Here is a 13630-nt window from a genome sequence, read left to right on the forward strand (position 1 = left end):
TTCACATGAAATCACTCTCTGCTCTGCGTCCGGACGGCACCAATATCGGCCTGATGCTACTCATTGCGCTGGCGCTGGCGACCTTCACCATCATGCTGCCGGGCCGCTTTCTCACGGATTCGACCTTTATGAGCATGGCGTTTCAGCTGCCCGAACTCGGCTTGCTGACGCTGGCGATGTTTATCGCCATTCTCAGCGGCGGACTGAATCTGGCGATCATCGCCACCGCTAATCTGACGGCGCTGTTTATCGCCTGGACGCTGATGCGCGCCCTGCCCGCCGATGCGGGAACCGGCATGCAACTGCTGTGGCTGTTCATCGCAATCATCGGCGCGATGCTGATTGCGGCGCTGATTGGCGTGATAACCGGCGTGATGGTGACGCGCATCGGTGCGCACCCGATTCTGGTGACGCTGGCGACCATGATGACGCTGAACGGTATCGGCATCTGGCTGACCAAAGGTGCAGCGGTCAGCGGTATGCCGTCGGTGGTGCAGGCGCTCGGTTCTAACACGTTGCTTGGCGTTCCGCTGCCGCTGTGGGTGTTCCTGATTGCTGCCGCGCTGCTGGCGCTGTTCCTCGGCAAAACCCGCGCCGGTAAATGCATCTACATGGGCGGCAGTAACATCAACGCCACCTGGTTTAGCGGCATCAACACCCATCGCATGGTGATTCTGGTGTACGTCATCTCCAGCCTGCTGTGCGTGTTGGCCGGACTGATCATGATGGCGCGCTTCAACTCGGCGCGTATGGGTTACGGCGATGCGTATCTGCTGCTGACGGTGCTGGCGATCATCCTTGGCGGTACCGATCCCAACGGCGGCTTTGGTCGCGTCACCGGCGTGGTGCTGGCGCTGATCGCGCTGCAAGTGCTCTCCACCGGCTTCAACCTGATGAATATCAGCCAGCACGTCAGCCTGGCGATGTGGGGCGCGGTACTGATTGTGGTGCTGGCCTTCAAACAATTCAAAACCCGCTTTAACGAACATCGTGCCGTCAAACTCAGCAAGCTGGCTGCGGCGCTTAACCCTTTGACCGAAAAAAAGGAAGTATGATGCGTATTCAAGTCTCCCCGTCGTTGATGTGTATGAATCTGATGGAGATCAAGCACCAGCTCGCCGTGCTGGACTCCCGCGCCGACTTCCTGCATATCGACATTATGGATGGTCACTACGTGAAAAATATCACGCTGTCGCCGTTCTTTATTGAGCAGATTCGCCCGTTTACCAAAGTGGCGCTGGATGTGCATTTGATGGTCGAGCAGCCCACCGATTTCATTGAAGTGATTGCCAAAGCGGGTGCGGATTACATCTGCCCGCACGCCGAAACCATCAACCGCGATGCGTTCCGCGTGATCAATATGATCCGCAGCTTCGGCAAGAAAGTTGGCGTGGTGCTCAACCCCGCGACGCCGGTCTCCTTTATCCATCACTACATTCATCTGGTGGATAAGATCACCGTGATGACGGTGGATCCGGGCTACGCCGGGCAACCGTTTATTCCGGAAATGGTGCAGAAGGTACAGGAGCTGAAAGCGCTCAAGCAGGCCAACGGCTATAAATACCTGATTGAGATTGACGGTTCCTGCAACACCCGCACTTACAACACGCTGGTTGGCGCGGGCGCAGAAGTGCTGATTGTTGGCACCTCCGGTTTATTCAATATCCATGACGATCTGGAAACCGCCTGGAATATGATGCGCGAAAGCATCGATGAGGCTCAGGGATTGGCGCAGGTATCCGCATGAAAAAATGCTGGCTCGGTATCGACATTGGCGGCACCGGCACACGTCTGCAGCTGATGGAAGCAGGCCGCGTTTGGTCGAGCTTCCGTAAAGTGCCGACGGCCAGCTGGGCGCAGCAACCTGATGCGCTTAGCGCGTTGGGCGAGTTAATCAGCGAAACGCTGGAGCAGCAGCCGGTGAGCGGTGTGATGCTCGGATTACCCGGCATTCTCAGCCGCGACCGCCAGCAGGTGATTTCGCTGCCGTTTATTCAGGCGCTGGATCAACAACCGGTTGCCGCGCTGCTCACCGAACGTCTTGGCGTGCCGGTGGCGATGGATAAAGATGTTAACCATCTGATGCTGTGGGATTTACTGCAGCTGGAGCAGCTGCCGGACAGCGCGGTGGGTTTGTATCCCGGCACCGGCATGGGCAACAGTTTGTGGATCAACGGTCAGTTTTATCATGGTCAGCACGGTGGCGCGGGTGAGCTTGGTCATGTGCCCGTTGCCGGCAACGATCTGCCCTGCCCGTGCGGCAATCGTGGCTGTGCGGAAACCGTCACTTCTGGCCATTGGCTGAGCCGCTGGGCGAGCGCTAATGTGCCGGAGACCAATATGTCGGTGCTGTTTACCCAGCATCGTGAGCATCCGGAGCTACAGGCTTTTGTGCAGCGCCTGGCGCAGTTGATTGCCACCGAGATGAACATTCTCGATCCGGAATACCTGATTCTCGGCGGCGGCGTGCTGGCGATGGCGGACTTCCCGCTGGCGCAGTTACGCAGCCAGATCCAGCAGCATCTTCGTCCACCCGCCACGCGCGACGGTTTGAAGATCGTGTTTAGCCAATCCACCGATCACACCGGTTGTCGCGGTGCCTGTTTAGCCGCCGAACGTCTGTTCAGGAGTGCATGATGAAAGGAAAAGTGTGTGTGTTTGGCTCGTTCAACCTCGACGTGGTCGCGGTGATGAACCGTTTTCCGATGCCGGGCGAATCGCTCACCGCCCATACCAGCATGATGGGACCGGGCGGCAAAGGCGCCAACCAGGCCACGGCCGCGCTGCGTGCCGGCGCGCGCGTGCACTATATCGGAAAGATTGGTAATGATGACTTCGGCATGTTTGCGCGTCGTCATCTGGAAAAGACCGGTTTCGATGCCATCACCTTGTTCACCTGCAAGGAGAAGCCAACCGGCAACGCGCTAATTTACGTTGCCGGTGACGATGCCGAGAACATGATTTCGGTCTATCCCGGCGCGAACACCACGGTAACAGCCGCCGAAGTGACGCGCTGCCAACCCACCGTCGCGGCGGCCGATATTCTGCTGGTGCAGCTGGAGAATAATCTCAGCGCCATTCAGCGCATGATCGATAACGCGCGCGCTGGCGGCACCTTTGTGATTATGAATCCCGCGCCGTGGCAGAAAGTCACTGATGCGCTGCTGGCGAAAGTGGACTTGTTGACGCCGAACAGCACCGAAGCGATGCAGCTGACCGGCGTGAAGGTCACCGACTTCGCCAGCGCACAGCAAGCGGCAGAAAAGCTGCACCGTAAAGGCGCGCGTCAGGTGATTATTACCTTGGGAGTTTCCGGCGCGTTGCTCTCAGTAGCCGAACAGCCGCCGCTGCGTATTCCGCTGTTCCCGGCGCAGCCGCTGGATACCACCGGCGCGGGCGATGCATTTAACGGCGCACTGGCGGCGCGGCTGGCTTCGGGCGATGAATTGCCGCAAGCGGCGCTGTTTGCTTCGGCCTATGCTTCGCTGTGCGTGGAACGCTCTGGAGCGGCACACTCGATGCCCTCTTACGCTGAAGCGCTGGCGCGATTGCAGGCATATCCGGAGTGTGTGCCGGAAGCGTTGGGTGAGTTGGTATAATCCTGTGCGGTAATGGACAAGGTCGGCATGAATGCCGCCCCTACGGGTGTTGTAGGGTCGCCATTTATGGCGACCTGGCCAAATTACGGCTTCAACCACCCGGCGATTTGGGCATGCTGCAACAACATAATGGCTTTACCGTCACGAATGCGGCCATCTTTTACCATCGCCAGCGCTTCCGGGAAACTCAGCTCCAGTACGGTAATATCTTCATCCTCAACGCCACCGCCGTTGTTGGCGCGCTGCGCATCGCTGTATTGCGCGGCGAAGAAGTGGATCAATTCGGTGACGCCGCCCGGCGACATATAGACTTCGTAGAGTTTCTCCACCTTGCCCACCTGATAACCGGTCTCTTCAATCGCTTCTTTGCGAATGCACTCTTCCGGCGAGTCGTCATCCATCAGCCCCGCGCAGGTCTCAATCAGCTCTCCGCTTTCATTGCCATTCACATAGGTGGCAATGCGGAACTGACGCACCAGCAGAACGCTATTTTTTTCTGTGTTATACAGCAGGATGGTGGCGCCGTTACCGCGATCGTAAACTTCGCGCTTGTGACGCACGACTTCGCCATTGTTGCGGGTGAGTTCGTAGGTGAAGTTGCGCAGCACAAACCAATTTTCTGACAGCAACTTGTCTTTGATGATGTTGATCTTTAACGACATAACCGCTCCACTGCTAAATTGAGGGAGCCTGAGATAATAGGCCGAAGCGGCGGGGAAAACTATCTGAATTGTGAGGATGGAGGAGGTATAAAAAGGAGGTCGCCATAAATGGCGACCCTACGGGGGAAATAAGTTGGAACGTAGGGTTGCCATTTATGGCAACCGGTTCAAAAGCCGTTTGGCTGGTCTTTCATATCCGGCAGATGGTGCGCGATGCCTTTGTGGCAATCGATACAGGTTTTCCCTTCCTCAATCGCTTTGCTGTGCATCTTCGCTGCCACGGTTTTCTGCGCGGTGAAATCCATATAATCGAAGTTGTGGCAGTTACGACACTCCTGCGAATTGTTGTTTTTCATCCTGCGCCACTCGTTTTGCGCCAGCTCGATGCGGTGATCCTCAAACTTTTGCGGCGTATCAATGATGCCGAAAATCTTGGCATACACCTCTTTGCTCGCCTGGATCTTACGCAGCATTTTCGGGCCCCACTCGTGCGGCACGTGACAATCCGGACAGGTGGCGCGCACGCCGCTGCGGTTGTTGTAGTGCACCGTCTGCATATATTCCTGATAGACGTTATTGCGCATTTCATGGCAGCCGATACAGAACTGCTCGCGGTTGGTCATCTCCATCGCGGTGTTGAATCCACCCCAGAAAATAATCCCGCCAGCAAAGCCCAGAATCAGCAAGGTGCCGAGCGCCAGACGACTTGGACGTCGCCACCAGCGCCAGATGCGCAGAAGTTTCTCTTTCATCATTTCCTCACTTACCGAAGCCGTCAGCCGGTTTGAAGGTGTTTTCCACCACCGGTTTGGCATCGGTTTGCGGTACGTGACACTGCAGGCAGAAGTAGCGGCGCGGCGACACGGTGCTGCTCACCAGACCATCACGATCGGTGAAGTGCGTTGGGCTGACGCGCGGCGCGCCGGTGGTGAGATAGCTCTGCGTGCCGTGACACTGCAGGCAACGGTTAACGTTTTTCGTCACCTGGTAGCCATCCACGCTGTGCGGGATCACCGGCGGCTGATTCACGTAGTTCAACGGTTGGCGGCTCTGCTCTTTGGGCTGATGAATGGTGCCCTGCTGCGTGGCCGTCACTTCCGGTGACTGATTAAGATCGACGCCGTTATTGGCGTAAACCGTGCCGCCCAGCATCAGGGCGGCCAAAGTAACGAGTGTGATTAAGGGTTTCATTGCATCCTGCCTTAAATTTTAACCAGCTTGACGGCGCATTTTTTGTAATCGGTCTGCTTCGACAGCGGATCGGTGGCGTCCAGCGTGACGTTGTTGGCCAGCACGCCCGCATCAAAGAACGGCATAAATACCAGACCTTTTGGCGGCTGATTGCGACCGCGCGTTTCCACGGTGGCAAGGGTTTCACCACGACGCGACACCACGCGAACTTTCTCGCCGCGACGGAAATTGCGCTCTTTAGCATCCAGCGGATGTATATAGAGTAGCGCCTGCGGCACCGCGCGGTGCAGTTCCGGCACGCGACGCGTCATGGTGCCGGTATGCCAGTGTTCCAGCACGCGACCGGTACAGAACCACAGGTCGTACTCTTCATCCGGCGATTCCGCTGGCGCTTCGTATGGCAGCGCGAAAATGGTGGCTTTGCCATCCGGCTTGCCGTAGAAACGCACGCCTTCACCGGCTTTGACGTAGCTGTCGTAACCTTCGCGATAGCGCCAGCGCGTTTCTTTGCCATCGACAACCGGCCAGCGCAAGCCGCGCGCCTGATGGTAAACATCGAACGGCGCGAGATCGTGGCCGTGACCGCGACCAAAGCTGGCGTACTCTTCGAACAAGCCTTTTTGGATGTAGAAGCCAAACTCGCGCGCTTCATCATTCAACTGGTCATCTGCCACTTCACTCAGCGGGAACTGGTTGACCTGGCCGTTGGCGTACAGCACATCAAACAGCGTTTTGTCACGCAGCTCAGGATTCTGCGCCAGCAGCGCTTCTGGCCACACTTCAGCCACTTTGAAACGTTTGGAGAAGTTCACCAGCTGCCAAAGATCGGATTTCGCGTCGCCCGGCGCTTTGACCTGCTGATGCCAGAACTGGGTGCGACGTTCGGCGTTGCCGTAAGCGCCCTCTTTCTCCACCCACATCGCGGTAGGCAGAATCAGGTCAGCCGACAAGGCGCTGACGGTGGGATAGGGATCGGAAACCACGATGAAGTTGCGCTCATCGCGCCAGCCCGGCATACGCTCCTGCGTCAGGTTCGGACCGGCCTGCATATTGTTGTTACACATCACCCAATAAGCGTTGAGCTTGCCATCTTTTAGCGCGCGATCCTGCGCCACAGCGTGCAAACCAATTTTGGCTGGCACCGTGCCCTGCGGCAGCTTCCACAGCTTCTCGGCGGTGGCGCGGTGTTTATCATTGTTGACCACCATATCCGCCGGTAAACGGTGGGCGAATGTACCAACTTCACGCGCCGTGCCGCACGCCGACGGCTGGCCGGTGAGTGAGAACGGACCGGTGCCCGGACGCGAGATTTTGCCGGTCAACAAGTGCAGGTTGTAGCACAGGTTATTGGCCCACACGCCGCGCGTATGCTGGTTGAAGCCCATGGTCCAGTACGACACCACGTTCACTTTCGGGTCGGCATACAGTTCGGCCAGCGCGATCAACTGATCTTTCTCCACGCCGCTCATTGCGCTGGTTTTTTCCACCGTGTACTCGGAAACAAACTTCGCAAACTCGTCGAAGCTCATTGGCGTGGATTCGCCGCTGTCCGGGTTCTTCGCCGCAGCCTGACGCGGATCGGTTGGACGCAAACCGTAACCGATGTCAGTCACGCCTTTGCGCAGCGTCACGTGGTTCTGCAGGAAGGTTTTATCGACATTATTGTTCTGAATAATGTAGTTGGCGATGAAGTTGAGGATCACCAAATCGCTCTGCGGCGTGAACACTATCGCGTTATCGGCCAGCTCGAAGCTGCGATGACGATAGGTTGAAAGCACCGCCACTTTGACGTTGTCATTACTGAGACGACGCGCGGTGATACGTGACCAGAGAATCGGGTGCATCTCCGCCATGTTCGAGCCCCACAGCACAAAGGCGTCGGCCTGCTCGATGTCGTCGTAGCAGCCCATCGGTTCATCCATGCCGAAGGTGCGCATAAAGCCGACCACCGCTGAAGCCATGCAGTGACGCGCATTAGGATCGAGATTGTTGGTGCGGAAACCGGCTTTCATCAGCTTGGAGGCCGCGTAACCTTCCCATACCGTCCACTGACCGGAACCGAACATGCCGACCGAATCCGGGCCGTTGGCTTTCAGCGCCGCTTTGAACTTCTCTTCCATGATGTCGAAGGCTTGATCCCAACTGACCGGCGTGAACTCGCCCTCTTTGGCATATTTGCCGTCGGTCATGCGCAGCAGCGGCTGGGTCAGACGATCTTTTCCATACATGATCTTCGGCAGGAAATAGCCTTTGATACAGTTCAGACCGCGGTTCACTTCTGCCTGCGGATCGCCCTGCGAAGCCACTACGTGGCCATCCTGGGTGCCGACCAACACGCCACAGCCGGTGCCGCAGAATCGGCACGGCGCTTTTTCCCAGCGAATCGGCGCAGCCAGCGAGGTCGCGGCTTTGGTCACGGTAGGAATGGTGAGTCCTACAGCCGTGGCAGCAGCCGCCGCCGCATTGGCCTTCATAAAATCACGACGACTTATACTCATGATGCTTCCTTACAAGGTTCTTCAATTTCGTCTTGCTGGTGATAAACCAGCGATACCGCCAACACGCCAGCGATGTTGCGACTCTCTTCAATATTGCGCAGCAGCGCGGCGCTATCTGCCGCACCCAGCGTCACCGCCAGCGTGCCGCGTGCGGCGTCTTCGGCAGCGATATCGCAATCGTCAAAGGCCAGCAGCGCACTTTTCACGGCGGGAATCGACGCCGGGCGCGCCTGAATCACCAGGCCGCAGACGTGCCAACTGTGTTCATGGTTCATGATGTAATCCTGTGGCTGAGACCGGACAAGGCGCGATGCAGGCGCCGCAACCGGTGCAATGCTGCGGAAGGGTTTCAGGCTGTGCGATGCCGTTTGGCATCAAATGGAAACGGATGGCTTGCTGTTCGCAACTCTCCTGACAACTGCGGCAATTTACGCCAAGAAAGGTGATGCAGCGGTTGTCGATGCGAATGCGTTGCGGAAACGGTTCGGTTTCACGCGCGTGGAACAGCGGCTGCGGGCAAGCGTCTACGCAGGCAGCGCAAAACGTGCATTCGCCCTGCAGAAAATCGAGGTGCGGTACTTCACCGGCAGCCAGGCGGATGATGTGGGTTTCGCAGGCCGCCACGCATTTGCCGCAGCCATCACAACCGTTCTCTCCCCGCCACCACGGCAAAGCGATGCCGTTAGCAGACGCTACGCGCTGCCCGGTAAAGAGTTCACGTCGCGACAGCGCCATCGGTTCACCTTAAACGGGGGAAAGAGAGATGGTGCGTAAAATAACCTGACGCTAATGAGGGCTATATCACCCCAAAGGGGTAAATCCCGACGTGGGATCAAGTGAAGGGGAATTGAAATAAAAACGGGGGCCAAAAGGCCCCCGCAGATGAGAATCGCTGTGATTAGCGCGGTGAATCTTCCGCCAGCGTATCGTGATTCTCAGCATGATGTTCATGCTCTTTCTGCGCTTCAGCATGCACGCGTTTGCGCACGCCAAACCAGCCCAGCACCAGAATCACGGCAATTAACGGAATTGAGGCTATGGTGTAGGTGCCGTTTGGATAGTCAAACGCCATCAACACCAGCACGCTCGCCAGGAATAGCAGCGTCAACCATGAAGTAAACGGCGCCCACGGCAGTTTGAAGCTGACATCGTCTGCCTTGCCTTCTTTAATCGCTTTGCGCAGACGCATCTGACACACCACGATAAAGCCCCACGACGAAATGATGCCGAGCGAAGCAAAGTTCAGAACGATTTCAAATACCTGAGAAGGCACGTAGTAGTTGAGTACCACACCAAATATGTATACACCGATGGTCACTAAAATACCGGCATACGGCACCTGCTGTTTGCTCATCTTCGACATGAACTGCGGTGCAGAACCGCCCATCGACATCGAACGCAGGATACGACCGGTAGAATAAAGCCCCGAGTTGAGGCTCGACAGCGCGGCGCTCAGCACCACGATGTTCATCACGCTACCGATGTAAGGCACGCCAAGTTTAGAGAAGAAGGTCACGAACGGGCTTTGTCCCGCCTGATAGGCGTTCCACGGCAGCAGCAGCACCAGCAACACTACCGAACCGACGTAGAACAGGCCGATACGCCAGATCACGCTGTTGATGGCTTTAGGCAGCATGGTTTTGGGATCTTTACACTCGCCTGCCGCCGTACCAACCAGCTCAATCGAGGCGAAGGCGAACACTACGCCCTGCACCAACACCAGCGCTGGCAGCAAACCGTGCGGGAAGAAGCCGCCGTTATCGGTGATCAAGTGGAATCCTGTGGTGTTGCCGTCGAGCGGCTTACCGCTGCCCAGGAATATCGTTCCCACAATCAGGAACGCCACAATCGCCAGCACTTTGACCAGCGCGAACCAGAACTCCATCTCGGCGAACCACTTCACGCCGATCATGTTCATGGTGCCGACAATCGCCAGTGCGCCCAGCGCAAACACCCACTGCGGCACATCGCCAAACGCGCCCCAATAGTGCATGTAAAGCGCGACGGCGGTGATATCGACGATACCGGTCATCGCCCAGTTAACGAAGTACATCCAGCCCGCAACGTAAGACGCTTTTTCCCCAAGGAATTCACGTGCATAAGAAACAAAGCTGCCGCTGGAAGGACGGTGTAATACCAGTTCGCCCAACGCACGGAGGATAAAGAAGGAGAAGATACCGCACACCAGATAAACCAGCGCCAGTGCAGGACCGGCCATTTGCAGGCGCGCGCCAGCACCGAGGAACAGACCGGTACCGATTGCACCGCCGATGGCGATCATTTGTACCTGACGATTACCCATTGCTTTGTGGTAACCGCTGTCATGCGAGTTGAGCCAGCGTCTTTTCGCAGCGCGTTGTTCGGCTGCGGTTTTTTTAGTTGATTTCATAGCTATCCTGTTTGTCCTGACCATCAATCACCGCTGAACCAAACGATTGCGTATGGCGGTGCGAAATGGGGTAAAAACCCGGTGTCACGCGGCGGAACGATGTCGCGTGGCGGGGTGGGAATTTACGGCGATGAATCCTACCCGTTCTGCAAGAACGAAGCAAAAAATACCGCCAGGCTGCACAAGATGAATTGTAATAATCCGTCGCGGTGCACAAAAAAACCGGTCAGAGGGCTGACCGGTAAAGGGATGGCTACAGGGATAACTACTACTACAGGGATACTACTGGAGGGAATTAACGATAAATCTCTGCGGTGCCGCTCCACAGGCTGGAATCGCCTGGAGTTTGTACACCAATAACGCGATAGCCGCTGGCGCCTTCCTCCTGCGCTTTTTGCGACAGATGGCGCGTTGCATCATCCAGCGTACCGCGTACGCCGCTGATGGAAACGGTGCCCGCGCTTTGCAGGTTTTGCGCTTGTGTAGCGCTTACGGGCTGGGCTGCCAGCGTCGAGAAACTTGCGGTGGCAAGCAGTGCAGCAGTCAGAACGGCATAACGTCTCTTCATGTGATGCTCCTGTTGTCTTCCGTTAAGGGTTACAAGACTCATTATCACGCAGGGAATGAAAACCAGGTTGAGCAAGCGGTAAAGCCGTTTAATATTTCGCCAGCTAAGCGCGGGTTATTTAGGGAAAGGTAAAGAGAAAGGGTTTTATCTGTTAAAAGTAACCTGATGTGACGAGATCGAACTCGCCGTTACCGCACGGCTGCCCTATAATCCACGCTCTTACAAGGGTTATTACTGTGATTGTGAAACGTCCCGTTACTCGAACCATTGCCCGCGCACTCAGCGTGATTGTGCTGCTGTCGCTATTGACCACCGGGCTGGCGCTGATGACGCTCTCCAGCAGCCTGCGCGATGCCGAAGCGGTGAATGTCGCCGGATCGCTGCGTATGCAGATTTACCGCCTGGCGTGGGACAGCACGCGCGATCCGCAGCAGCTGGAACATCACATTCAACTCTACCGGCAAACGCTGGAATCCCCGGCACTTCAACATCTGGAGCGCGCGTGGGTGCCGCTTGAAGTGAGTAGCCGCTATCGCTATCTGCGCGACAGCTGGCCGATGTTGCAGGAGACATTGCAGCCCGAGCGGGCACAAATCTACCAGCAACGTGTCGCAGGCTACGTCAGCGAAATCGACCGCTTCGTGCTGGCATTGCAGCATTACGCTGAACTGAAAATGCATCTGGTGGCCGCCAGCAGCCTGTTTGGTTTTCTGGCGATTGTGGCGCTGGCGCTGTGGACGATTCGCTTTATCCGCCGCAACGTAGTGCGGCCGCTTAACGCGCTGGTGACCGCCAGCCAATATGTTGAGCAGGCGAATTTCGCTTTTCCGCCGCTGCCGGTGCAACAACCCAATGAACTGGGCGTGCTAGCGCAGGCCTTCACCACCATGGCGGAACGGCTGCATTCGCACTATCGCCTGCTGGAGTGCGCGGTGCGGGATAAAACCGAAGATCTCACGCAAGCCAATCGCACGCTTTCTCTGCTGTATGAAAGCTCACAAATTCTCACCAGCAGCCCACCCAATCCCGAACTGTTTCAGGGATTGCTGCGTCTGGTGCAGCGGCGTGAAGCATTAACGGTGCTGCAAATTGCCAGCGAGGGGATTGAGTTTCAGGCCGGCGTGGCGGCGGATGATTTAAGCTGGCAGCGATTACCGTTAATGCAGGAAGAGCAGCGGCTGGGTGAGCTGTGCTGGCAAACCCGCCGCGCACCGCCCGCTGACGAACTGATGCAGAGCCTGGCGAACATGCTGGCGCGCGCGCTGTGGATCTGGCAGACGCAAAAACAGTATCAGCAGATGCTATTAATAGAAGAGCGCGCCACCATTGCGCGCGAACTTCACGATTCGCTGGCGCAGTCGCTCTCTTTCCTGCGCATCCAGCTGGCGCTTCTGCGGCGTAATGTCGATGAGTCGCAACCGCAGGCGCTGGCGATTATCGCTGACTTTGATCGCGCGCTGGCCGAAGCCTATCAGCAATTGCGCGAACTGCTGACCACTTTCCGCCTGACCATCGAACAGGCTGATTTGGTGCAGGCGATGCAGGCGATGATTGCGCCGCTGCAGGAGCAATCGCAGGCGGCCATCGACTTCGATTATCAGCCCGGCTTGCAAATGCTGGATGCCCAGCAGCAAGTGCATGTGCTGCAGATTGCGCGCGAAGCGCTGCTCAACGCGATTCGCCATGCGCAGGCGCAGAATATTCAGATTCATTATCAGCGTGTCGCTGAAGAGGACCACCTGCTGACGATTGAAGACGATGGCTGCGGTATTAGCAGCCTTGAAGAGCCGCCGGGACATTATGGATTAACGATTATGGCGGAGCGTGCCGCGCGCTTATCCGGCACGCTGATGATTACCCCGCAGGAGCAAGGTACGCGCGTTACGCTGCGTTTTCCGCCGCGCCCGGCGCATCGGTTGAGTTAACAATGAGCATGAGGTCGCCATGAATGGCGACCCTACGGTGGTTTGGTAGGGTGCGCATTCATGCGCACCTGGAACCAGGTCGCCATGAATGGCGACCCTACAAAATTAAAGACTGGAGAGATTATGGCCAACCCTTCCCTGACAATTATGATCGTTGACGATCATCCGCTGATGCGCCGTGGTATTCGCCAGCTGCTGGCGCTGGAGCCTCGGCTGGAAGTGGTGGCCGAAGCCAATAACGGCACTGAAGCACTGGCCGAAGCGCGCCGTTTGTCACCGGATGTCATCCTGCTCGATCTCAACATGAAAGGTATGTCCGGGCTGGATACGTTAAAAGCGCTGCGCAATGAAGGCATCGCCGCGCGCATTTTGGTGCTGACGGTTTCCGATGCACGCAATGATATCTACGCGATGGTGGATGCCGGTGCCGACGGCTATCTGCTGAAAGACAGCGAACCTGAACTGCTGCTGGCGCAGGTGATGCGCGGTGCGAAGGGTGAAAACGTATTTAGCGATGCGGTGGCCGATTATCTTGCGACGCGTCAGCCAACGTCGAATCCGTTCAAACAGCTGACGGAACGCGAGCTGGATGTGCTGCAGGAAGTGGCGCGCGGATTATCAAATAAGGAGATCGCCGCCACCTTGCACATCTCCGAAGAGACGGTAAAAGTGCACATTCGCAACCTGCTGCGCAAGCTGGATGTCCGTTCGCGCGTTGCCGCGACGGTGCTGTGGCTGGAGAGCCTACATGTGTAATCGCGCACATAAAATCGTCACTACATTCACACTTTCTCCATA

At 56.9% G+C, this 13630-nt stretch carries 14 protein-coding genes; 6 read left to right on the forward strand and 8 right to left on the reverse strand.

Annotation, left to right across the window (positions count from 1 at the left end):
• Window positions 1-5: 5 nt before the first annotated feature.
• The 4 genes from NR302_RS13745 to NR302_RS13760 are packed head-to-tail and all read left to right on the forward strand — an operon-like array spanning window position 6 to window position 3599.
• Entirely contained in the window at window positions 6-1055 is a 1050-nt protein-coding gene (locus NR302_RS13745) for an ABC transporter permease (RefSeq protein WP_179449942.1), read from the forward strand.
• Window positions 1055-1747, forward strand: coding sequence for a D-allulose 6-phosphate 3-epimerase (gene alsE, locus NR302_RS13750; protein WP_008107856.1), 693 nt, complete (start codon window positions 1055-1057; stop codon window positions 1745-1747). Before NR302_RS13745 ends, alsE begins: the two co-directional genes overlap by 1 nt.
• Entirely contained in the window at window positions 1744-2637 is an 894-nt protein-coding gene (alsK, locus tag NR302_RS13755; RefSeq protein ID WP_258143727.1) for an allose kinase, read from the forward strand. The genes alsE and alsK overlap by 4 nt, the downstream gene beginning before the upstream one ends.
• Window positions 2637-3599, forward strand: a complete 963-nt coding sequence (locus tag NR302_RS13760) for a ribokinase (protein ID WP_008107858.1) — start codon at window positions 2637-2639, stop codon at window positions 3597-3599. Before alsK ends, NR302_RS13760 begins: the two co-directional genes overlap by 1 nt.
• 83 nt (window positions 3600-3682) lie before the next feature.
• Here the strand turns inward: NR302_RS13760 and nudK are convergent, their stop codons facing one another.
• From nudK to NR302_RS13800, 8 genes are all read right to left on the reverse strand, one after another.
• Window positions 3683-4261, reverse strand: a complete 579-nt coding sequence (nudK, locus tag NR302_RS13765; RefSeq protein ID WP_258143728.1) for a GDP-mannose pyrophosphatase NudK — start codon at window positions 4259-4261, stop codon at window positions 3683-3685.
• 167 nt (window positions 4262-4428) lie between these two features.
• On the reverse strand, window positions 4429-5013 hold the full coding sequence (gene napC / locus NR302_RS13770) for a cytochrome c-type protein NapC (protein ID WP_008107860.1): 585 nt from the start codon (window positions 5011-5013) through the stop codon (window positions 4429-4431).
• A gap of 7 nt (window positions 5014-5020) precedes the next feature.
• Entirely contained in the window at window positions 5021-5452 is a 432-nt protein-coding gene (gene napB / locus NR302_RS13775; protein WP_154155720.1) for a nitrate reductase cytochrome c-type subunit, read from the reverse strand.
• Window positions 5453-5463: 11 nt separating this feature from the next.
• Window positions 5464-7950: a nitrate reductase catalytic subunit NapA gene (napA, locus tag NR302_RS13780; RefSeq protein WP_258143729.1), complete on the reverse strand. Its 2487-nt coding sequence runs from the start codon at window positions 7948-7950 to the stop codon at window positions 5464-5466.
• Entirely contained in the window at window positions 7947-8225 is a 279-nt protein-coding gene (locus NR302_RS13785; RefSeq protein ID WP_008107865.1) for a chaperone NapD, read from the reverse strand. Before NR302_RS13785 ends, napA begins: the two co-directional genes overlap by 4 nt.
• Window positions 8215-8685 (reverse strand): ferredoxin-type protein NapF, encoded by a 471-nt coding sequence (napF, locus tag NR302_RS13790; protein ID WP_154190460.1) that lies wholly within the window; start codon window positions 8683-8685, stop codon window positions 8215-8217. The genes NR302_RS13785 and napF overlap by 11 nt, the downstream gene beginning before the upstream one ends.
• A gap of 163 nt (window positions 8686-8848) precedes the next feature.
• Window positions 8849-10339, reverse strand: coding sequence for an L-asparagine permease (gene ansP, locus NR302_RS13795; RefSeq protein WP_008107869.1), 1491 nt, complete (start codon window positions 10337-10339; stop codon window positions 8849-8851).
• A 295-nt stretch (window positions 10340-10634) separates the two neighbouring features.
• A complete protein-coding gene (locus NR302_RS13800) occupies window positions 10635-10907 on the reverse strand; it encodes a YdgH/BhsA/McbA-like domain containing protein (RefSeq protein ID WP_008107875.1) in 273 nt (90 codons plus the stop codon).
• A 236-nt stretch (window positions 10908-11143) separates the two neighbouring features.
• Between NR302_RS13800 and narQ the strand changes: the two genes are divergently transcribed.
• Together narQ and NR302_RS13810 are read left to right on the forward strand one after the other, a co-directional pair.
• On the forward strand, window positions 11144-12832 hold the full coding sequence (gene narQ / locus NR302_RS13805) for a nitrate/nitrite two-component system sensor histidine kinase NarQ (protein ID WP_258143730.1): 1689 nt from the start codon (window positions 11144-11146) through the stop codon (window positions 12830-12832).
• Window positions 12833-12955: 123 nt separating this feature from the next.
• Window positions 12956-13588 (forward strand): response regulator, encoded by a 633-nt coding sequence (locus NR302_RS13810; protein WP_258143731.1) that lies wholly within the window; start codon window positions 12956-12958, stop codon window positions 13586-13588.
• Window positions 13589-13630 lie beyond the last annotated feature (42 nt).

Source organism: Pantoea sp. SOD02 (assembly GCF_024707505.1).
GTDB lineage: Bacteria > Pseudomonadota > Gammaproteobacteria > Enterobacterales > Enterobacteriaceae > Pantoea > Pantoea symbiotica.